This is a genomic window from Streptomyces krungchingensis (genome assembly GCF_054729265.1).
Genome location: NZ_JBPUKY010000002.1, coordinates 1,157,762 through 1,176,799, shown reverse-complemented (window position 1 = coordinate 1,176,799; position 19,038 = coordinate 1,157,762). Strand labels below are relative to the sequence as shown.

At 68.1% G+C, this 19,038-nt stretch carries 18 protein-coding genes and 4 pseudogenes; 13 read left to right on the top strand and 9 right to left on the bottom strand.

Features of this window, described 5'->3' with window-relative positions; translation table 11 throughout:
- Both ACSYGO_RS46020 and ACSYGO_RS46015 read left to right on the top strand, forming a co-directional pair.
- Positions 1-218: hypothetical protein (locus ACSYGO_RS46020; protein ID WP_460390415.1), on the top strand; the 218-nt coding region annotated here is incomplete at its 5' end.
- Positions 219-231: 13 nt separating this feature from the next.
- Entirely contained in the window at positions 232-1,068 is an 837-nt protein-coding gene (locus ACSYGO_RS46015; protein ID WP_426682644.1) for a replication-relaxation family protein, read from the top strand.
- A 188-nt stretch (positions 1,069-1,256) separates the two neighbouring features.
- Here the strand turns inward: ACSYGO_RS46015 and ACSYGO_RS46010 are convergent, their stop codons facing one another.
- Complete coding sequence (locus ACSYGO_RS46010) at positions 1,257-1,700, bottom strand: DUF1062 domain-containing protein (RefSeq protein ID WP_460390414.1); 444 nt, start codon at positions 1,698-1,700, stop codon at positions 1,257-1,259.
- Between the two features lie 194 nt (positions 1,701-1,894).
- On the opposite strand from ACSYGO_RS46010, the pseudogene ACSYGO_RS46005 reads away from it, so the two are divergent.
- Positions 1,895-2,134, top strand: a pseudogene (locus ACSYGO_RS46005) (hypothetical protein); the annotation flags it as partial.
- Positions 2,135-2,254: 120 nt separating this feature from the next.
- Here the strand turns inward: ACSYGO_RS46005 and ACSYGO_RS46000 are convergent.
- Complete coding sequence (locus ACSYGO_RS46000; RefSeq protein WP_426682642.1) at positions 2,255-2,650, bottom strand: hypothetical protein; 396 nt, start codon at positions 2,648-2,650, stop codon at positions 2,255-2,257.
- 205 nt (positions 2,651-2,855) lie between these two features.
- On the opposite strand from ACSYGO_RS46000, the gene ACSYGO_RS45995 reads away from it, so the two are divergent.
- The 3 genes from ACSYGO_RS45995 (at position 2,856) to ACSYGO_RS45985 (ending at position 6,083) form a co-directional block, all read left to right on the top strand.
- Positions 2,856-3,080 (top strand): hypothetical protein, encoded by a 225-nt coding sequence (locus ACSYGO_RS45995; protein WP_460390413.1) that lies wholly within the window; start codon positions 2,856-2,858, stop codon positions 3,078-3,080.
- Between the two features lie 380 nt (positions 3,081-3,460).
- Positions 3,461-4,021 (top strand): DUF4760 domain-containing protein, encoded by a 561-nt coding sequence (locus tag ACSYGO_RS45990; protein WP_426682640.1) that lies wholly within the window; start codon positions 3,461-3,463, stop codon positions 4,019-4,021.
- Positions 4,022-4,235: 214 nt separating this feature from the next.
- A complete protein-coding gene (locus ACSYGO_RS45985; protein WP_426682639.1) occupies positions 4,236-6,083 on the top strand; it encodes a serine/threonine-protein kinase in 1,848 nt (615 codons plus the stop codon).
- 146 nt (positions 6,084-6,229) lie between these two features.
- Here the strand turns inward: ACSYGO_RS45985 and ACSYGO_RS45980 are convergent, their stop codons facing one another.
- The 3 genes and pseudogenes from ACSYGO_RS45980 to ACSYGO_RS45970 all read right to left on the bottom strand — a co-directional run bounded on the left by ACSYGO_RS45980 (position 6,230) and on the right by ACSYGO_RS45970 (position 8,447).
- A complete protein-coding gene (locus ACSYGO_RS45980; RefSeq protein ID WP_426682638.1) occupies positions 6,230-6,388 on the bottom strand; it encodes a hypothetical protein in 159 nt (52 codons plus the stop codon).
- Between the two features lie 136 nt (positions 6,389-6,524).
- Positions 6,525-7,210 (bottom strand): annotated as a pseudogene (locus ACSYGO_RS45975) (AAA family ATPase); the annotation flags it as partial.
- Between the two features lie 394 nt (positions 7,211-7,604).
- The gene (locus ACSYGO_RS45970) at positions 7,605-8,447 is read right to left on the bottom strand and encodes a pentapeptide repeat-containing protein (protein ID WP_426682794.1); all 843 of its coding nucleotides are present in this window, start codon (positions 8,445-8,447) and stop codon (positions 7,605-7,607) included.
- A 282-nt stretch (positions 8,448-8,729) separates the two neighbouring features.
- Between ACSYGO_RS45970 and ACSYGO_RS45965 the strand changes: the two genes are divergently transcribed.
- Together ACSYGO_RS45965 and ACSYGO_RS45960 are read left to right on the top strand one after the other, a co-directional pair.
- A complete protein-coding gene (locus tag ACSYGO_RS45965) occupies positions 8,730-8,930 on the top strand; it encodes a hypothetical protein (protein WP_426682795.1) in 201 nt (66 codons plus the stop codon).
- A gap of 777 nt (positions 8,931-9,707) precedes the next feature.
- Positions 9,708-10,031 (top strand): annotated as a pseudogene (locus ACSYGO_RS45960) (NACHT N-terminal Helical domain 1-containing protein); the annotation flags it as partial.
- A 642-nt stretch (positions 10,032-10,673) separates the two neighbouring features.
- On the opposite strand, the gene ACSYGO_RS45955 reads toward ACSYGO_RS45960, so the two are convergent.
- Together ACSYGO_RS45955 and ACSYGO_RS45950 are read right to left on the bottom strand one after the other, a co-directional pair.
- The gene (locus ACSYGO_RS45955; protein WP_460390412.1) at positions 10,674-11,459 is read right to left on the bottom strand and encodes a hypothetical protein; all 786 of its coding nucleotides are present in this window, start codon (positions 11,457-11,459) and stop codon (positions 10,674-10,676) included.
- A 595-nt stretch (positions 11,460-12,054) separates the two neighbouring features.
- Positions 12,055-12,225, bottom strand: a complete 171-nt coding sequence (locus tag ACSYGO_RS45950; protein WP_426682797.1) for a hypothetical protein — start codon at positions 12,223-12,225, stop codon at positions 12,055-12,057.
- A 423-nt stretch (positions 12,226-12,648) separates the two neighbouring features.
- Here ACSYGO_RS45950 and ACSYGO_RS45945 point away from each other — a divergent pair, with 423 nt between their 5' ends.
- The gene (locus ACSYGO_RS45945; protein ID WP_460385336.1) at positions 12,649-13,455 is read left to right on the top strand and encodes an IS5 family transposase; all 807 of its coding nucleotides are present in this window, start codon (positions 12,649-12,651) and stop codon (positions 13,453-13,455) included.
- Here ACSYGO_RS45945 and ACSYGO_RS45940 read toward each other — a convergent pair.
- Positions 13,397-13,909 carry a hypothetical protein gene (locus tag ACSYGO_RS45940; RefSeq protein ID WP_460390443.1) on the bottom strand — a complete coding sequence of 171 codons (513 nt, stop codon included), beginning with the start codon at positions 13,907-13,909 and terminating at the stop codon, positions 13,397-13,399. The genes ACSYGO_RS45945 and ACSYGO_RS45940 overlap by 59 nt on opposite strands.
- A 301-nt stretch (positions 13,910-14,210) precedes the next feature.
- On the opposite strand from ACSYGO_RS45940, the gene ACSYGO_RS45935 reads away from it, so the two are divergent.
- Complete coding sequence (locus ACSYGO_RS45935) at positions 14,211-15,005, top strand: leucine-rich repeat domain-containing protein (RefSeq protein ID WP_460390411.1); 795 nt, start codon at positions 14,211-14,213, stop codon at positions 15,003-15,005.
- A 422-nt stretch (positions 15,006-15,427) separates the two neighbouring features.
- Here the strand turns inward: ACSYGO_RS45935 and ACSYGO_RS45930 are convergent, their stop codons facing one another.
- The gene (locus ACSYGO_RS45930) at positions 15,428-15,814 is read right to left on the bottom strand and encodes a VOC family protein (RefSeq protein WP_426682677.1); all 387 of its coding nucleotides are present in this window, start codon (positions 15,812-15,814) and stop codon (positions 15,428-15,430) included.
- 438 nt (positions 15,815-16,252) lie between these two features.
- Here ACSYGO_RS45930 and ACSYGO_RS45925 point away from each other — a divergent pair, with 438 nt between their 5' ends.
- The 3 genes and pseudogenes from ACSYGO_RS45925 to ACSYGO_RS45915 all read left to right on the top strand — a co-directional run bounded on the left by ACSYGO_RS45925 (position 16,253) and on the right by ACSYGO_RS45915 (position 18,861).
- Complete coding sequence (locus ACSYGO_RS45925; protein ID WP_460390410.1) at positions 16,253-16,666, top strand: helix-turn-helix domain-containing protein; 414 nt, start codon at positions 16,253-16,255, stop codon at positions 16,664-16,666.
- Positions 16,667-16,733: 67 nt separating this feature from the next.
- Positions 16,734-17,971: pseudogene (locus ACSYGO_RS45920) on the top strand (IS256 family transposase).
- 65 nt (positions 17,972-18,036) lie between these two features.
- Positions 18,037-18,861, top strand: coding sequence for an IS30 family transposase (locus ACSYGO_RS45915; protein ID WP_460390442.1), 825 nt, complete (start codon positions 18,037-18,039; stop codon positions 18,859-18,861).
- The last annotated feature ends 177 nt before the right edge of the window (positions 18,862-19,038 follow it).

Below are 19,038 nucleotides of genomic sequence, written 5' to 3'. Positions count from 1 at the left end.
TCACGCCGGCCCAGTCCGTCTCGCTGCGGATCGACCCTGAAGACGCCTACCGGCGCCGCGGCATCGAGGCTGCCACCAGGTGGCTGCGCGAGACGGGCAGCACCGAGCTGCGGGTGCCGTACGTGCTCACGGCCCCTGAAGGGGGGCGCCGTCTGCGGGTATCCGCTGGGGCAGTGGCCGGCGGATGTCCGACGCTCCTACAGGACCGGCACCCCTGAAGCCCGGCACCTGGTGGAGCTCGAGACGCTCGAGACGGCCAGGTCCGCCTGGGGCACCGCCTGGACTGACGGCCTTGCCGTCGCGAAGGACTGCGCCGCCGTCGCCTGCGAGTGGCCGGAGTTTCGGACACGGCGGACGCCGAAGACCGTGTCCGATCCGACTGAAGTGCGGCTGCGGGTCGGACACGCGTTGACGGTGACCGAGACAGGGCTCGCTTTCCCCCAGAACGCGCGCCGCCACGGCGATGTGTACCGGCCGCCGGACTGGATACCGGAGGTCTACCACCCAGTGGGAAGCGGCGAAGCCGTCATCCCGGATGCGGTGTTGTTCTACCGCAGCTGCGGCGGCGCCGGTGGTGTGATGCTCCGGGCCTTCGCGGAGGCGCACCGGGCCACCATGGGACCTGAGCGCCTGACCGCGAAGCTCACCGCCTACGCCCGCCTCCACCGCTACCTCCTCCCCCTGCCCGTCGCGCAGTGCCGGTCGTTGGGCCAGGAGCCGCCGCAGGAGGAGTGGCGGCGGCACCACCCGCTCTTCCCCAGGCTGCTGTTCGTCCTGGATGGCACGGGCCCGGCCGGTGCGGAGACCCGGATCAGCGCCCGGTGCGCGGCTGCCGGAAACCTGGCGCCGGCTGCCTTCCTGTATGACGTTCCCGTCCTGTCAGGGCCGCCGGCCGATGTGCTCGAGCACGGGCCTTCCGCGCCCATCTGGAGGCCGGTCCAGGACCCCGACCGGAGAGTCTCCCGGATGCGCGCCCACCGCCCCTCAGCCGCAGCCCCGCGGCCCAGCAGCCAGCGCGATTCCTCTGCTGCACAAGGCCGACCATGGCATGCAGAACCTGGGCCGTGAGCACGGCCACGGCAGATCACAGTCTGCAACTTTCAGGGAATCCCCCGGGCTGCCGCTCTTCGGCCCAGCCACAGCATCCAACGACCGCGGTCGAAGGCGCGGCGGGTTGAGTACGAGCGGCGACACGGGGTTCCCCTCGGCGGGCAGTGTCTTGACCTAGGCTCGCGAAGAGCCGAATCCTTCGGCGCTCAGACGCACCGGTCGCACAGGGTTGCGCGCCGCAGAGCGGACCGGGACCAGGCCACCCCCGGCACAGGCGCCCACCGGCCGCGGTGTGCCCGGTGCGGCGGCGGACCGTACGGCGACTGCCAGGCCGGCCGCTCGGTCCGGCCCGAACGGCCCACGCTTCGGCGCCGCATGACCGGGCCCCGGAGCACGCCGGCTGCCAGGCCGGGTGCCAGGCCGGGGTCGTTGTCGTGCAGCAGGTTGTGGAGCTCGGGTGGTACGGAACGCACGTTCAGCCGCTTAGGGACAGCGAGCCTGGTGGTGTCCCCGCACCCGGTTCGCAGCGCGAGGAACAAGGCGTCGAGGAGCTTGTGGTGCGCGGTGGCACAAAATGTGCTGTTCGCCCGGAAGCGGCCGGGGGCGCGCCTGTGGCAATCGCGGGGAACTGTCGGCAGGCAGGTGGGCATGACCGCCCAGTTTTTGGACACAGAGATACACCGGTTCCAGTGAGAAGACCGCAGCAGAAAGGAGCGCGGCGCACAGGTGCGTCGCGCGACGGATCAGCGCTCGGGGGGTCTCACTTGGTGTACAACGGCACGTCCTCGACAAGGCGACTGCGGACTGCGGACTGCGGGCGGGAGAACGGTAACGGCACACGAGCATGCGGTTCCACGGATTTTCGGGCGGGCGGCGAAGAACGACCCGGCGAGCCCGTTGTCCCGGCACGGCCCAATGCGACCGACGGACAGGCGGACAGGCGGACGCCGGACTCGCCAGGGTGGCGAAGGTCTGGGACGACATCAAGGCCGTCGCGACCGACGTCCAGCACCGCCACCGCGCCACGATCACCCACCATCACACCGTGGGCCGCGACCACCGCCCCGCCTACGCCCTCCAGCACTCCGAACCCTTCGCACTGGCGCTGCGAGCCGCCAAGAACAGCCCCGGCCCGCACCACATCACAGCCCGGGTGTCCTGTGCGGCTGACAGGCCGGTCCGCGGAAGGCGAGCGCCCCGACGATCAGGCGGAGGCGAAAGCCTCCTCGGGGACATCGTCGAGGACGAATCCGTTGTCGAGCCGGACGCGGACCGTGACACGGAGCATCCGTCGCTGGTAGGCGACCCACTGCTCCTCCAACGCCCCCACCTGCTCCTCCAGTTGCCTTCTGCTCGCCGGCGGCATCTGGTGGCCGAAGTCGCCCAGGAGCGACTTGAGGCGCAGGTACTCACGGACCTCGTGGCTCTGCTGCCGGTGATGCTCATCCACACGCTCGACGGTGCCCTCGATGCCCGCTGCCAGGGCCACAGAGGCGGCGAAGGCACCCGACTCCTCCGGCAGCTCACCGACTGGGGTCACCGACCCGGCCAACCGGAAATCCGCCGCCAGCCGCACCCGTTGGCCCACGTTCAGTGTCATCGATCCTTCGTCTTCCTCATCGGCCACCGGCGATCCGGTACACGTGGCGTCGCCAGACGCAGCGGACAGGACAGGATCATCCCACCTCACCTCCAGCCCCGGCACGATCGAAACCCTCGCCAACTCTCCCCTGCGCAACAGCCGCACGACGGGCGAACAGGATCCCGAAGACGGTCGTGCGGTACGTCAGCGATGCATTCCCGGCGTGCAGTTCGAAGTCCCTGATCGTTTGACTCCACGCTTGTTCGCCTTGGCCGTGATGGATCAGGTCCGTTGGATCGAAGGCGGCCTGGCAACGCCCACGAGGTACCTGGAGGTCATGGCGGGCGACGACCTACCGTTGCAGCGGTTCAAGGACCTTGTTGCCGAGGCCCTTCGCGATGTTCGCCCTCCTCAACCCGATTCCGAAGGCGACGATCCGACTCTTTGAGCCGCGCCGGGCCATGGGACGTTGCTGCTCCACAGCGCGGCAGCCGTCCTCGCCTCCGCTTCCTGCACGGCGACGCTACGCGCTGCCCGGGGCCGGCCATCGGCAGCCCCCTCGTGGCCTTGCAGCTGCCGTTGGTTGGCGGAAGGCAAGTGGGTGTAGGGGGCGGGCCCGGCATCACGAGCTCGCACAGCCGCTCGCTCAACGCCGCCGCGGCGGCCTCGTAGGGCTCCGGTGCATCGGACAGCGGTGCTCTCCCCTCCGGGTGCCGATCACGGCACCGGTGCGACGAGCCTTCTGCCGTACGGTGACGGCCGGCACAGGTTCTCCCGGACCGCTTCGCTGCCCTCGCCACCTGGGCACTGCAGATCTACGATGCGCTCGTGGACGGGGCCACCCTTTGGAACGTGCTGGCCATAGCGATCTCCGTTTCCGCGGTGCTCGCCTCGATGTGGTTCGGAGCGCGACAGGTACAGATCGCCCGGCAGGCGAACTACATACCTGCTCTGATGGACCTGCTCGCCGAGTTCCGCTCCGCCGAGCTGCACGAGCAGTACGCCTACGTCTGCCGCGATCTCAACCGTGAGCATGCGCCGGACGGCGGGCTGCGGGGCCTGCCGCCTGACGCGAAAGCGGCGGTGTACAACGTCGCCTACTTCTTCCAGACACTCGCCGGCCTGTACGCGCTGGGCGTCATCGACGAAACCGCCGCCATCGTCATGGCGCGGGGCCGGATCGCAAAGGTATGGCAAGCCATCGAACCGTTCGTGGAACAAGAACGGCGCTTCCCCGACGTCGACCAGCATCTCCTCGCCCTCCTGCAGGCCTACGCAGCCGTCTCCCCCCAGTTCACCGGCCCCTCCAGCGCAGAACTCATCCAGGCACGCTGGCACAGCAGACACTCCACGTTCCGGCAGCGCCTGCTCGGGCGGCGCCGCCGCTGACCCAGCCGCTGCGACGGCCAGCCCCTCCCGTTCGCCAACACCGGACGCGAGCATGCCCTGCCTGACCGTCACGTGGTGCAGCGCATGGATGCCCCGGCGGCCGGCACGGTCTCGTGAAGCGTATTGAGCGGCGCGGCGAGGTGTTCTTTGCCGCGTCACCTGCATCGACTCCGAGGGCCGGAACTGGCCGCCGAGGTCGGTCGCCGCGTGGGTCTTGCGCCTGTGTCATGACCCCAGAAGGTCCCTGTGGGGTGGCGTTGGCAGGCTGCCGACCGGGCTCGACGACGGCGGCCGTCATGGCCTGTCGTCGGGCGCGTTCCTTCCTGCGGGCGCGTTTTCGGCGCTGGCCCGGCCTGGTCATGATCTGCATAAAACGGCCACTACGATGGGCTACCGCTTCGGCCCGTGCGTGCCGTTGATCGCCAGGGGGATGTGCGTGTCCAACCGTGTTCAGTCGCTGCAGCCGGGCGATCCGCGCCGCATAGGGTCCTACCGTGTCGTTGGACGGCTCGGCTCGGGCGGCATGGGCACGGTGTTCGCCGCTCTGTCCGGCGTCGGTGAGCGGATGGCCGTCAAGGTCATTCATCCGGCACAGGCGGCCAACGACGAATTCCGTGCACGGTTCCGGCGTGAAGTGCAGCTCTCCCAGCGGGTCACCGGCCCCTGCCTGATACCGGTCCGCGACGCCGACACCGACACTGCCCTCCCCTGGCTCGCCACGCCCTTCATCCCCGGCCCCACTCTCGACCAGCACATAACGCTCAACGGTCCCCTGACCGGGGCACATCTGTATGCGCTGGCGGCCGGCACCGCAGCCGCGCTCAGTACCATCCACGCCGCGGGCGTGGTCCATCGGGACGTGAAGCCGCCCAACGTGATCCTGGCCCCGTCCGGTCCGCAGGTGCTGGACTTCGGCATCGCCCACGCTCTGGACGGCACCTCGGTCACCCGTACCGGAGTGATGACGGGCACGCCGGGCTGGATCAGCCCCGAGCACTACCGCACCGGCGCCGTCGGCCCGCACGGCGACGTGTTCGCCTGGGGAGCCCTCGTCGCCTACGCCGCGACCGGCCGACTGCCCTTCGGCAGCGGCGCTGCCGACGCCGTGGCCTTTCGCGTCATATCGGCCGAGCCGGACCTGGACGGCATACCGGCCGACCTGCTCCCCCTGGTCGAAAACGCCCTGTCGAAAGAGCCGGCCGACCGCCCCGGCGCCGCGCAACTCGCCACTGCGGCAGCCGAATTGCTGGCCGCCCAGGCAACAGCCATCACCACACTCGACGGCGGCCCACCGCCCACGCTGATACCCGACCTCATCAGCACCCTGCACTGGGAAACGGCACCCCCCGACGAAGCTGCGTGGCCCGCCCCGGCACGGCACGGCAACCGGACCCGGCTCTACATGGCCGTCGCCGCGGCCGCCGCGATCCTCGGCAGCATCGGCGGAGCCGTCGCCGCCACCCAGTCCTCCCACGACAACCACAGCGCGGGCCCCTCAGCACACGGCGGCCGAACCACCTCGGCAGCCACGGTGGACGCCGCCGCCAAGAAGCCGGCCCCTCAGCCCAGCCCCGCCGCTTCGACACCGTCAGCGCGCGCCGCATCGCAGACTCCGCAGCGAGCCGTTGCCCCCTCCCCCGCCTACACCCGCAACGACACCACGCAGCCCACCATCGATGAATGGGCCGACGCCCGGGTACCGGCCACCACGGCCGAGAAGAAGGCTGCTCAACGCCTGGTCAACGACGCAGCCCCCATCCTCCAGGGACAGCAGTACCTGGACGATGCCATCACGGTCACTTTCAACCCGCGGGCGCAGACCATGTTCATCACCTTTGGCCCCGGGATTTACCCCGAGGGACAGGACTACCGTGACGACACCGACTGGACCGACGTCGTCCGCGGCCTCATGTTCGGCAGCTGCTCACAGGCCCAGCAAGACTTCCACAACGACCCCACCTGGCCCTACGGCCGCGCCACCGTCGTCTACCGCGAATCCATGGCCAGCCCCATCATCACCGACTACCGCGACGTCACCCACATCGACAGCTGCCGCGTCTAACCCCACCCCCACCGGCACACACTGGTTGCGCCCATCCGCCGCGAGACGCCGCCTCACCCCACGGCGTTGCGGTTCGGGTAGTACCGGTTCAAGGCCCGCGGGTGGGCCAGGCGGCCCGGCGTTCGGCCGGGCCGCCGTACGGCCGGTCACAGCATCAGGAAGAGGGCCAGGGCCATGAACGCGGCCAGGGCGATCCCGAGCGCCGGCACAAGGGCCGGGAAAAGCACGGCGACCAGTCCAATGAACGCCGTGCCCATCAGGAGGATGGCGACGGTGTGGCGGTCCTGGCGAGGGTCATTGGACATGAGCGGGTCCTCCTACGGATCGGAAAAAGTGTGGAACAACAGGCGGGTCGAGCGGCACCGCGGCGAGTCGGGTGGCCAGCGGGAACGGCAGCGGTGACGGCGAGAGGCGAAACGCCGGTGGAGGGGCTTCGCCGCACAAGCGGACGCAGCGGCGCAGGAAGACGGGCGGGAACTCGCGTTCGCCGTTGCTGGTCAGCACCACGAAGGGGAAGGCCCGGCAGCGGACCCTGCCCCGCAGGACCGGGACACGGTCGTCGGTACCGGCGATCATCACCTCGGCGGCGGGTGTGTGCCGGGCCGCGCGGACCAGCTCGGGGATCTCGTACTCGCCCTCCTCCAGGATGTTCAGCAGGTCGTTCGGGAGGTCGAGGCCGCTCTTGTCGATCTCGTCGATGAGCAGCGCCCGGGGGCGGCGGTAGGGCAGGAGGGCGGTGCCGAGGGGGCCGAGGCGCAGATGGTCCTGAAGCCCGTCGTCCACGGACCGTTCGTGCGCGGCGGCGGGACGGCGAGTCGTACTGACAAGAACCCGTCGCGCAGGGTGGTGCGGCTGGTGATGTTCCAGCGCAGCACGGGCCCGAGCCGCAGCTCGCGCGCCACCGCGTACGCGAGGCTCGACTTCCCGCTGCCCGGCGGGCCGGTCACCAGCAGCGGCCGGCGCAGGTACAGGGCCGCGTTGACGAGCTGGACGGCACAGTCCGTGGCACGGTAGAGGTCACCGGCCGTGGCGCGGATGGCGATGGTGTGACCGTCGTTGTGCGGGGCGTTGGGCATGAGCTGGTCCTCCTGCGGATCGGGAAACGGCGCCCCCTCCGGGCAGACCAGGAAGGCGGGGTCGCACCAGGTGAGGAAGGTGGTTCCAGAAGGAGTCGAACCAGCCATGCATGGACTCCACGAACACAGACCACAGACCACAGCGAGTTTTAGGCACCCACCCGGCAGCGCTGATGAAGGGGTAGCGCGGGGTCAGCCGCACAAGCCCCCGCCTCGTCCCGCACCCGCATGGGCACCCGCACTCACATGGGCACTCTGGCGTCCACGAGGAACGCGTTCAGGCAGGAAAATTGGGCGAATGCGGACAGACTCCGGGCATGAAGAAGCCCCCGCCGATCTCGTCGAGGAGCTGCCTGCGTACAGCAGAGCGGTCCTGCCAGCGGCATCACGGCTCTGTGCGGTGCCGTCCCGGGTATTGCATCGAGGGCATTGCCGGTGCCGGCGTCTAGGCGCAGCTCGGGACGGGAAGCAGGCCCCAGTTGAACGTCGTGCCGCTGAACGTCGCTGCGCCGAAGGAGACCCTGCCGCCTCTGAACGCCGCGCGGTCGAATGAGACCTTGCCGCCGCTGAACGTCGCGTAGCTGAAGGAGACCCTGCCTCCACTGAACGTCGCCCCGTCGAAAGAGACCCATCCTGCGAAGTGGCTGCCGGCGAAGTCGCCTCCGTCGAAGACCGCGCCGGTGAAGTCGAGGCGGTACCTGCTCCAGGCGGTGGCCGCATCCGGGTCCTGCAGATGCGCGCTGATGACGCGGATGATCGTGTGACGGACCTCCCGCTCGCCGGTCTTGTGGCCCTGGGCGGCGGGGTCGGGTTTGTAGGGCATGCGGAGGTAGGCGCACAGGACGTCGATGCAGACCTGGCGTTGTTCTTCCCAGTCGTCGGCGAGGCGGGCGAGGGCGTAGACGCCGGCGAGGCGGACGGCGGCCTGGTCGTGGCCGAGTTGTTCGGCAGCGGTGGTGTAGCGGTCGGCGAGCTGGCTTGCGTCGGACCGGTGCGCGTCACCTTCGGCGAGGAGCTGTCTGCGGTAGGCGTACAGGCCCGCGAGGACGGCACCGATCAGGGTCAGTGCGGTGACGGTGGCCTTGAGGACGTCGTTGATGTTGACCGGCTTGGCCGGGTTCTGGTCCGCGGCGGCCTGCGCGAAATGGTCGTAGGCGTAGTGGTAGATGACCCAGCCGAGAGCACCGGCGGCTATCAGCGCGACGGGTGCCACGATCCACACGGGCCACAGGTTCGGGGTGTACCGGCCGCGGGGGGCCTCACGCTTACGCCGGATTGAGATCGCCACGTCAGGATCATGGAGCCGGGCCGCAGTCCTGCGCAGCGGTTTGAGGAATGCTGCAGGCGGGCCGGCCCCGCTCACTGGTGGCGAGAGGGTCTTCCACGATTCATTGCCGGCGGCGTCGCCCGGGACCGAGAGGCGGAGACTCCGGACAGGGCTTCCTCAGGAACTTCACGCTGGATCGAAGCACGCTGCGGACTGGTCGCCGAACACGTCGGCACCCGCTGAGGCCCCCGCCCACCATCGACCAGGCTCGACGCCTTCGAACTGGCCGAGCTACGAAGCACCATGGAGGTGTGCTTCACCAGGCAACTGCGGCAGCCCGCGCTCCTGGCGCAGCGCGGCGAGCGGACGGACAAGACCCTCGACGACCACGCCAGGCGACTCCGCGGGCGCTCTGGAACGGGGCGGGTGCCGCTGCCTGCCGTCGCCGCGCTGACGGACGTGGGTGCTCTCGCTGTGTCGCTGTGGCAGTCAGCTGGCCGTTGAAGGACTCGTGCCCCATCGTCTAGGGGCTGTGGGGCCCTTCACCTTGAACCGTTAGATGCCTTTTGTTCGCATTCACGGCCAATTTTACCCCCCTCTGGGTCCTGAAGCTGCAGGAACATGCTGTCGCTTCGGACTGCCGTGCTGCAGCTGCCTGCTGCTGAAATAACAGAAGCCCGCCTCCCCAAGTCGGCCTGGACAGCGTGATTTTGGGGTGACGGGCTTCCGATAACACCCCTCGCAGTTGAGGTGATGTCCTGTGCATAAAGACCGTATCGCCCGCGTCCTCGGATCCAAAGAGGAGAAGCCCCGCTGGGCCGTGACACTTGCTGCTGTGTCGGCCGTGGCAAATGTCGTCCGTTTGATCCGCGAACTCGTCCAGCACTAGGCGCATTCGTTGAGATCATCCGATCCTTGATCCGGGTGCGCCGTTGACTGACGCGCAGTGAGCGCCGATCGAGGCGTTGCTCCCGCCACCGGACACCGAAGCGGGGTGGCCGGTGGCGGGATCGCCGTGAGGTGATCGACACGATCGCCTTCAAGTTCCAGACCGGCTGCGGATGTGGGCCGTCGACGGCACCCGGGAGTGAGTCTTCACCGCACTGATAGCTCAGGCCGACGCCGACGAGGACCTCAACTGGGCGGCCACGGTGGACTCCACGATCGTGCGCGCTCACGATTCTCCCCAACACCCTATTCGTCCATTTTCAGCGGAAGGCATCCAGCCCCATCTCACCCGGGCTAAGCTCACCGCCATCCGCATGACGACGGGGGGCGGAGTTGGACCCGGCAGTGCTCGGCACCAGGCTCACGTCGAGTCTCATAGGCCCGTTGGTGAAGAAGTTATTCGTACAGGAGGGATCCGGCGCCGGGCTGGTGGGCAAGCCCGTACGCCTGTCCGCCCTCGTGTCGTTCCGTGGCGAGAAGCGGGAGTTGACGGAGAGGGACGTGCGTAAGCTGGCCGCCCGTCTCGTCCGAGCAGCGGTCGACTCGCCCGGCGAACCCCCGTTCCCCCCGGACGAGGAGACCGCCGTCACCGACGGCCTGGCCCGCAAGCTCTTCGCCCTTGGCGACCTCGACATGAACGATGTCCAGGCAGTGCAGCCTTGGTCTATCAGCACCTCGTCACCGGCCGCGACCACCAGATCGCCGACTACGTGGACGGCCAGATCACGAAGGTGAAGCGGCCTCCGCGCGGCCCATCTGGCACGTAAGTGGCACGACGGCTCCGAGCGGCCGAGAATGATCAAGGCCCAGGCTCGCGGACTCCCACCCGCGAACCTGGGCCTTTCTCGTGTCCTGGAACTGGTGGGCGCGGACGGTTTCGAACCGCCGACATCCGCCTTGTAAGTTCGATCTCCCCTCGGTCTGGTCGGGGCTCGCCTCATGAACCGGTGCCAAACGTGGCTGCTGTGTATCGCTGCCGTCCGGGGTCGTTGATGTCAGCGTTGGATGTCAGCGGAACCGCTCGAGCAACGGGCAGGCCTCCAACGGCTCCTCCGGCCGGTCAGCCCAGCGCCACCAGACATGCCGACCGGTACACCTCCATAGCGTCCGGCAGGTCCGCCAGCCGTCGTCCTCCCGCCGAGAGAGGGCGAGGCCGCCCGACTTCATGGGCTAGCTGCACTCGGGACAGGCCGGGGCGGCGTCGCTCATGCCGCGCACCCTAACCGCTCTTCGGGCAGGCGATCCCGCCGTCACAAAACGCCCTTCAAGGCAGTTCAGTTTCTACTCTCTTGCGCTTCGCTACTCAGCTGTGCCAGGTACGCAGTACGCGGTGGCTTGGAAATTGTGACTGCTTTCCTGGTCAAAATTGTCCACCGTCACCCTCCATGCGTTGCCGACGGTTCCGTCACTGGACCGGATGGAGTCACTGGCGACGAGGCCTTGGTCCTCGAAGTCGCTCGCGGTGAAGCCCCCGGAGATGGCGGTCTGGCCGGCTGGGCAAGTGACTACCACTTCTTCCTGTCCACCTGGAGCCACTTGGATGGCGTCCGAGAACACCTGCGTCACGTGGACGACAGCGCCGCCCGTGGCACCGGTCGCCCCCGTGGAGCCCGTCGCGCCTGGTGTACCCGGCGTGCCCATCCCCGTGGCGCCGGTCGCGCCCGTGGAGCCCGTGGCACCGGTCGCCCCCGTGGAGCCCGTCGCGCCTGGTGTACCCGGCGTGCCCATCCCCGTGGCGCCGGTCGCGCCCGTGGAGCCCGTGGAGCCCGTGGAGCCCGTGGCACCGGTCGCCCCCGTGGAGCCCGTGGCACCGGTCGCGCCCCTGCACCCATCCTTGCCGTCGTTGCCGTAGGCACCGGGGTCGGACATCTCGTGGTTGCTCTTGGTCGACTTGTCCTTGCACTGGTCACCGCCGAGGCGACTCGACACGGGCGCGTGGTCGGTAATGGGCCGCGCCGCCGCGGTCGCGGAGCTGACCACGGCGGTCGCCAGCATCAGCGCCAGCGAGGCCACCATCCCGACCTTCTTGAACCGCTCGCGCGCCAGCGGCCCGAGAGACGAAGACGCCCTGTACTCAGGACTCATCAGCATGCTCCTTGCCTCGTTCACTTCGGGTGATGTCCCGAATCCCAGTGCGAGATTGAGCCCTGCAAGCCGTTTGTCCGGTCTGCCTCATCGCAACGTGCCGCAAGATCCACGGATTGGGCTAGTCCGGCCACGCTCCGAGTTCGATCGCTCGTGGCTTCGTCCGCCCGCGCTCTCTTGTCTCAGGAGGCGGAGGCAGCAAACCGGCCACACCAGGCCCGAAGATCGCGTACGCGGCTGTCGGCTCACCCGGGGGAGGACTGACCTGTGCGTTCATGGTGCGCTCGCCGTCGTTCCCCCTTGTTCCCCGCTGGATGCTGTCCGATCGGGCACGTGGAGGACACGGGTTCTGATGCGATCCCGGAGCCGCTGGTGCTCACTTCACGCCAAGGGCACAGGCTGCGGTCGATCACCGCTTTAGGAGCGAGGTTGGGCGATCACCAGCGTGACCTGGGAATCCCTGCCTTGGGCGGCGTAGGGCCGTGTGCACCCCGGGGAACCTCGATTCCCCGTGAGTCCCCGCCCGCTCTGGCACGGAAGTGGCACGCCCGCCCCGGCGACGTCCAAGTTGCCCTTTCCGCGCACTGGGGCCCTATCAATGATTGACGGTGCCGCCCAGGACGAAGAAGAGCGAGACCAGGAGAAAGCCCAGAAAACTCATCAGTAGCAGCGCCCCGATGGCGACCATGAGGATCACCATGAATGTCCCCCAGAGGCGGTCACTGGCCTTGTGAAGCCTGTCCTGCAGCGAGCCTTTGACGATCATGCACCCCTCCTTGCCCGGACTGTACGACGCGGGCGGCGTAGCGGCTTTGGGCGGGAGCTGCTTTGGGGCGAGTGATCATGGCCCCTTAAGCTTCCGGCGAGTCGGGCAGTCTGTGGACCTGCCCGTTAAAGCACGACGTTGGGGCCATGATCTTACTGGCTGTTCTCTATCCGGCCGTGTGATCGGCGAGGTTCGAACAGGGGCCTGGTTCGAGTGAGTTGTCCGGTGCGGGGGCATAAAGGAAGGGCCTCTTGGTAGCTCGCGGATGTCGAGTCCAGCGAGAATCAAGAGGCCCTGTTGTCGAAGTGTCGCGTGGTCGTGGTCGCCGAGTCCAGTTCGTCCACTCGTGGGTGTGACTGCCTCGCCCACAGGTTCGGGAACGCGGCCGACCGGCCGGATCGCCGGCCCCGGTACGGCTCGGACATGAGCGATGCCGAGTGGACTGTACTGAAAGAACTGCTGCCGGTTCCGGGATGGCTGGCGGGCCGCGGCGGGCGGCCGGAGGGGTTCTGTCACCGGCAGATGATCGACGCGGTGCGCTACCTCGTCGACAACGGCATCAAGTGGCGGGCGATGCCGTCCGACTTCCCGCCCTGGCCGCGGGTCTACGCCTTCTTCGCCCGCTGGCGGGATACCGGGCTGGTGAGCGAACTGCATGATCGCCTGCACCAGGCCGTTCGTCGGGCCGAAGGCCGTGGCCCAGAGCCGAGTGCGGCGGTGGTGGACTCGCAGTCGGTGAAGGCGGACGCCACCGTCGCCCATGCCTCACGCGGGTTCGACGCAGGCAAAAAGATCAACGGGCGTAAGCGGCATCTGCTCACCGACGCCCTCGGACTCCTCCTGGACGTGCAGGTCACCCCGGCATCGGTGACCGACCGGGACGCCGCCCGGATCCTGCTGCCCGCGGCGAAGAGGAACTTCCGGCGGCTGGCACGCATCTGGGCCGACGGTGGCTACACCGGACACCTCACCGACTGGACCGCCCAGCACCTGGGGATCGTCCTCGACATCGTCCGCCGCCACGAGGACGTCCGCGGCTTCCAGGTCCTGCCCCGCCGCTGGGTCGTCGAGCGGTCCTTCGCCTGGGTTCTGCGCAGTCGGCGCCTGGTCCGGGACTACGAACGCCGCACCGACACGAGCGAAGCAGTCATCCGCTGGTCGATGATCGCCCTCATGAACCGCCGCCTGGCCGCACAGCCTCATCAGCCTGCTGTCCTGCCGGCAGGGTGAATCTTCCAGGCTTCGCCTCCACCAGCCAGCCCCGTTCCACCAGCCTCTTCAGCCGTGCTCGTGCACCCTCGACCCGTGAGGCGGAGGCACCGTCCCAGCCCAGCACCACGGCCGCCCGCCGGGCACCCAGCCCGTCACCTCCGGCCTCCGCCGCAGCCGCCATCACCGCCTGGTAGTCCACCGACAGATCCTCGAGTCCGGCCGCGCTCTCCCGATGCGGCACGGGCACCGCACGGCGCGGTCCCACCGGCTTCCTCCGCGACGGACCGACGGCCGTCGCGGCGGGCTGTTCCTCTTCGGCCAGTGCCTCCAGATACTGCTCAAGGCCGATCGCCCGGCGCCTGAGGACTTCTTCGGCATCCGCCAAGTCCGCCCGCACCCGCTCGAGTTCGGCTTCGAGCTCCTCCACTCGCACGACTGCGGTCTTCCGCCGCGCTTCCAGAACCGCCCACATCGACGGCATCCGCCCCCCTAGCCACTCGATCAGCAACGAGTTGCGGCTCCCGCGGCAGCCGCAATCCCATGTCTGACCAGCAGAATCCGCACACGAGGTTCGGAAAGAGAACGGCTTCTAAGGGCACGATCGTCCTGTGGGTAAACAACGGCCGCTGGCAGGGGCAGCAGTGAGATCTCGTCAACCCTCACGGGGGTTCCCGGACGACAGCACCACCAAGTACCTGACTGAGGGCGGCTACATCACCGGCCGGGGACACCTGTTGGTGCCGTACCGGGCGCCCCGTCCCTATTGTTGCGCCATGACGGATGAGCTTCTGCCCGCACAGGTCTTTCCGAACCGCTTTCCCGAGGCGGTGGACCCCCGGCCCGGGGTGCCGCAGGACCGCTGCCACTGCTTCAACCTGGCCCGGGTGAGTCCACCCGACGCGGCGACGTCCTTCCACGCCGAGATCCAGGACACCAGTGCTCCAGGCTGGCTCCGTCTGCTGGAGCTGATCGAGGAGGCGGCGGCCGACCGGCGGGAGGAGTTCCGCCCGCTGCCGGAGCTGAGCCCTGAGGAGCGGCGGCAGATCGTGACGCTGCCGGCGTCGATCGGGCGGCTGACGGCGGTGCGGACCCTTGTGCTGTACGGAAGCAACCTTGTCCGCATACCCGCGGAGATCGGCGACATGACAAGCCTGGAGGAGTTCAGCCCCTACACGTCCCGACGGCTGCATTGGTTCCCGTACGAAATCACGCGGTGCGCTCGGCTGGTGAACAGCACGGTGAGCACGCGCTCGATCTACGGCAACTACAAGTACCGGCCCCCGTTCCCGCGGCTCCTCCCGCCCGGCGATACGGTCCTGGACCTCGAGGGTCTGGATCCCGCCCGCTGGGGCACCACCGCGGCCCGCACCTGCAGTGTCTGCACCGGGCCCATCTCCGCGACAGGCCCGCATCAGGCGTGGCTCTCCCGGGCGGTGGCGACCGATGTTCTGCCGATGTTGGTCAACGCCTGCTCCCAGACGTGCCTCGACACCCTGCCATCTGGGGCGAAGGGCTACATCCCTACACCTCATCGGGGCGGCACGATCGAACAGCCTCCGCCGCGCTGACCGTCGTCACCCGGCACCGGGCAGCAGGTCCCCGCAGCGCTGGGCGCCACCGGGCCGCCGCTGGCGTTGTCAGTGGGCACGGACACACTGACGGCATGAGCGCCTCTTCATCAGCAGATGCGTCCCCCGCTGCTCCTGTTTGGGTGAAATCGATGGGTGAGCCTTTGATCGTCATCCCCGTGTCGGCGTTGCCGGAATGACATGGGTGTACGGAGACCGGGGTCATGGCGGGAGACGCCACTGCGCCAGACAAGCGACCGTGCCTGCGCAAGGGAATTGAAAGACCGGTGATACCCGAGGCCTTGTCACACGAGTCACGCGGTTTGCCCGCCGAACGTCGTCGGTGCCGAGGCCGCCTGTCCGTGCAACGGCATCGGGACAACGGAACCGAGTGGCGTCATGCCTTCCAGCCACCTTAACGGTCAGTTGCCGCTGCCATAAGGACGGGTGATGATCTCCATGTTGTGGCGGTCGGGGTCTTCCCAGTACAGCCCGCGTCCGCCGTCGTTGTGGTTGATCTCCCCTGCCTGCTGGTGGCCAGGGTCAGCGAAGTAGGTAATCCCGGCGTCCCTGATGCGGGTAAAGATCGCGTCGAACTCCTCCTCGGAGACGATGAACGCGTAGTGCTGCGGTTCGATGGTCTTGTCCCCGGCGTCGGCGAAGTCGAGTCCGACGCCGTTGGCGGTCTCCACAGGGAGGAACGGGCCCCACTGTGGCTTTACCTCCAGACCCAGCAGCCCGGCCAGTGCGCCCGCCGATGCGTGCTTGTCACGGGCCCAGACGATCGTGTGGTTGAGCTGCACGGACATGCTGAAACCTCCCTGAGGTCCGGACGCTCACTCGCCTTCTTCCAACACGATGGCCGGTCGCATCCATCCCGGCCGCCCTCAGACTTTCGTCGTAGCACCCTTGCGGCAGCCATGCTGGCGCAGGCCGGTCCGAAGACCTCGAACCTCGGGATGATGCCGCGTCGGCCACGGGTTGATGCCGGTATGCCAGGTACAGAATCTTTGCCTGGTTGAGGGGAGAAACATCTCATTGACGTGGCTGACTGGTTACGTGCGGTTCGCTGTTCCAGGGCCCCTGCCGCTGCCCAAGGGGCTTAGCGTCCGGCTCGGGGAGCGCCCAGCAGCCGCCCGACAGCGTGGTGACCCTCTTCCTGTCGACGACGGCTGAAAAGTGGACCGGTAGCGGACGCGTAGGTTCTAACGCTTGTCACAACATTCCTTGATCATCCTGGAGTGTTGATGGCGAGGCGGGGACGCAAGCGCAGACTGGAGCTTGAGGCCGAGTACTGGCGCCTTCTGGCGGCCGGGGTGGGCAGCGTCGGAGCATGCAGGCAACTCGGTATCGGGCGCAAGACGGGCTACCGGTGGCGGGCTGAGAACGGTGGCCTGCAACCGGACTATCTCCCGGAAGCCTCACGCTCGGGCCGGTACTTGTCGCTGTTGGAGCGCCAGAGGATCGCCTCGTTGCGTGGCCGTGGCCTGGGGATCCGGGAGATAGCCGACCTGCTCGGAAGGGCACCGTCGACGGTCAGCCGGGAGCTGCGGCGCAACAGCCGCCCGCACGACTACGGCAGATACGACGCCGAGGTTGCGTCCATGGAGATGGTGTATGGGTTCGACCTGATCCGGGGGTTTGCTCCGGCTTCTGGCTGATGCCCGCATAGATGAACGGCCACCGGCTGATCTTCGAAGTGTCGAAGCCTCGAAGGAGATCAGCACGATGACCGCACCTGACAGTGTGCCCCTGCATGCCCTCGCGGAAGACAACCTCGCCGCGCGAGTCCCGATCTGCTGCGCGCGATGGTCAAAACCTTCGCCGACGCGCTCATGTCCGCGGAGGCCGACGCCCTCTGCAACGCTGAATACGGCCAGGTCAGCGACGAACGCGTCAACCACCGCAACGGCTACCGCCCGCGCGAGTGGGACACCAGGGCCGGCACGGTCGAACTGGCCATCCCCAAGCTGCGCCAGGGCAGTTACTTCCCGCACTGGCTCCTCGAACGGCGCCGGCGGGCCGAGCAGGCCCTGATTTCGGTGGTCGCCACCGCCTACCTGCTCGGTGTCAGCACGCGCCGGGTCGAGAAGCTCGCCGAGTCCCTCGGCGTCACCCAATTGTCGAAGTCCCAGGTCAGTGCGATGGCCAAGCACCTGGACGAGCAAGTCGCCGCATTCCGCAACCGGCCCCTGGACCAGGGCCCTTACGCGTTCGTCTGGGTCGATGCCCTGACCCAGAAGGTCCGCGAGGGCGGCCGGATCATCAACGTCCACGCGCTGATCGCGGTCGGTGTCAACGTCGACGGACATCGCGAGATCCTGGGCATCGACGTCGCCACCTGCGAGGACGGCGCCGGCTGGCTCGCCTTCCTGCGCTCCCTGATCGCCCGCGGCCTGAGCGGGGTTCAGTTGGTCGTCTCCGACGCGCACACCGGCCTGGTGAACGCGATCGGTGCGGGCCTGCCCGGCTCTTCCTGGCAGCGCTGTCGAACCCACTACGCCCGAAATTTGCTGAGCCAGGTTCCGAAGTCGGCCCAGCCCTGGGTGGCCACGCTGCTGCGGACCATCTTCGAACAGCCCGACAGTGACGCCGTGAAGGCCCAGATGCGGCACGTTCTGGACGCACTGGAGGCCAAGTTCCCCAAGGCCGCAGCCCACTTGGACGCTGCCCAGCACGAGCTGCTGGCGTTCACCGCATTCCCGCGCGAGATCTGGCGGCAGATCTGGTCGAACAATCCGCAGGAGCGGCTGAACAAGGAAATCCGGCGTCGCACCGACGTGGTCGGCATCTTCCCCGACCGCACCGCCCTGATCCGCCTGGTCGGCGCGGTCCTGGCCGAGCAGAACGACGAGTGGACCGAGGCCCGTCGCTACATGGGACTCGACCTGCTGGCCAAGGCCCGCCTCCACCCGATCGAGTCAGAAATCGACGAGACCGCTCTGCCCACCGAACTCACCGCATAGCCTCAAAACGAGATCACCTAGTGGCCGTCGATACACCACTCCAGCGGACGTGACCCGACGCCGACCTGGCTCACCACCGAGGCCGCGAACGGGCAGGACGTCCCCGACGCTCCAAGCTGGCCACCGATACCGAGCTCAAAGCCGAAGTGCAGTCCAGGCTCGATATGGAGTGGAGCCCGGAGCAGATCGCCGCCCATCTGAGGACCCGCTGGCCCGACCGTCCCGAGCGGCACCTTTGCCACGAGACCATCTACCGCGCCCTCTACCAAGGGGCCAAAGGCGGCTTGAGTAGGACTCTGACCAGGAAACTCCGCACCGGCCGGCCGCTGAGAAAGAAGCGCCGCCGCCCTGACCAGCGCGTCCCCCGTTTCGTTGCACCGGCCGTCCTGATCGACCGTCGGCCATCGATCATCGAACTGCGCAGGCGACTCGGCGACTGGGAAGGAGACCTCGTCGTGGGCGCACGCAGCCAATCCGCCGTGGCCACGCTCGTCGACCGACGCACCCGCTATCTCCGCTTGGTCCCGCTGCCCGAGGGACACTCAGCCGGCCAGGTGCGCGACGCCCTCATCGCCACCTTCAGCACGCTGCCAGAACAAGCACGTCGGAGTCTCACCTGGGACCAGGGATCCGAGATGGCCCGCCATCACGAACTCGCGCCCTACTTCACCGACGGCATCTTCTTCGCACGCCCCGGCAGTCCGTGGGAACGAGGCACGCACGAGAACACCAACGGCCTGATCCGGCAGTACCTGCCCAAACGTACGAACCTGTCCCTGCACACCGCTGACGACCTTCGCGTCATCGAGCACCGGCTGAACAACCGACCCCGCAAAACCCTGAGTTGGCAGACCCCTGCTCAAGCATTCGCCGCGGCTTTGGCATTCTGAACCTGCAACGTTGCGACGATCATGCGAATCCACCTTAGAACCTACGCGCCGGGAACGGCTCACAATTCAAGCATCGCCGATATTTGGCCGTGCCGACCTGCGGCGCAGGAGGGTCGGCGGCTGCCTTCACCTGTTCCTGGAACGGGGCCGGGGACGGCAGATAGATCGTGAAATCGT

Excerpts from the sequence above, each read along its gene's own strand:
- ACSYGO_RS46010 (WP_460390414.1), bottom strand. The coding sequence starts at position 1,700 with ATGCCCACCTGCCTGCCGACAGTTCCCCGCGATTGCCACAGGCGCGCC.
- ACSYGO_RS46000 (WP_426682642.1), bottom strand. The coding sequence starts at position 2,650 with ATGACACTGAACGTGGGCCAACGGGTGCGGCTGGCGGCGGATTTCCGG.
- ACSYGO_RS45980 (WP_426682638.1), bottom strand. The coding sequence starts at position 6,388 with ATGTCCAATGACCCTCGCCAGGACCGCCACACCGTCGCCATCCTCCTG.
- ACSYGO_RS45965 (WP_426682795.1), top strand. The coding sequence starts at position 8,730 with ATGGAGGTGTGCTTCACCAGGCAACTGCGGCAGCCCGCGCTCCTGGCG.
- ACSYGO_RS45955 (WP_460390412.1), bottom strand. The coding sequence starts at position 11,459 with ATGAGTCCTGAGTACAGGGCGTCTTCGTCTCTCGGGCCGCTGGCGCGC.
- ACSYGO_RS45950 (WP_426682797.1), bottom strand. The coding sequence starts at position 12,225 with ATGATCGTCAAAGGCTCGCTGCAGGACAGGCTTCACAAGGCCAGTGAC.
- ACSYGO_RS45945 (WP_460385336.1), top strand. The coding sequence starts at position 12,649 with ATGAGCGATGCCGAGTGGACTGTACTGAAAGAACTGCTGCCGGTTCCG.
- ACSYGO_RS45940 (WP_460390443.1), bottom strand. The coding sequence starts at position 13,909 with ATGTGGGCGGTTCTGGAAGCGCGGCGGAAGACCGCAGTCGTGCGAGTG.
- ACSYGO_RS45935 (WP_460390411.1), top strand. The coding sequence starts at position 14,211 with ATGACGGATGAGCTTCTGCCCGCACAGGTCTTTCCGAACCGCTTTCCC.
- ACSYGO_RS45930 (WP_426682677.1), bottom strand. The coding sequence starts at position 15,814 with ATGTCCGTGCAGCTCAACCACACGATCGTCTGGGCCCGTGACAAGCAC.
- ACSYGO_RS45925 (WP_460390410.1), top strand. The coding sequence starts at position 16,253 with ATGGCGAGGCGGGGACGCAAGCGCAGACTGGAGCTTGAGGCCGAGTAC.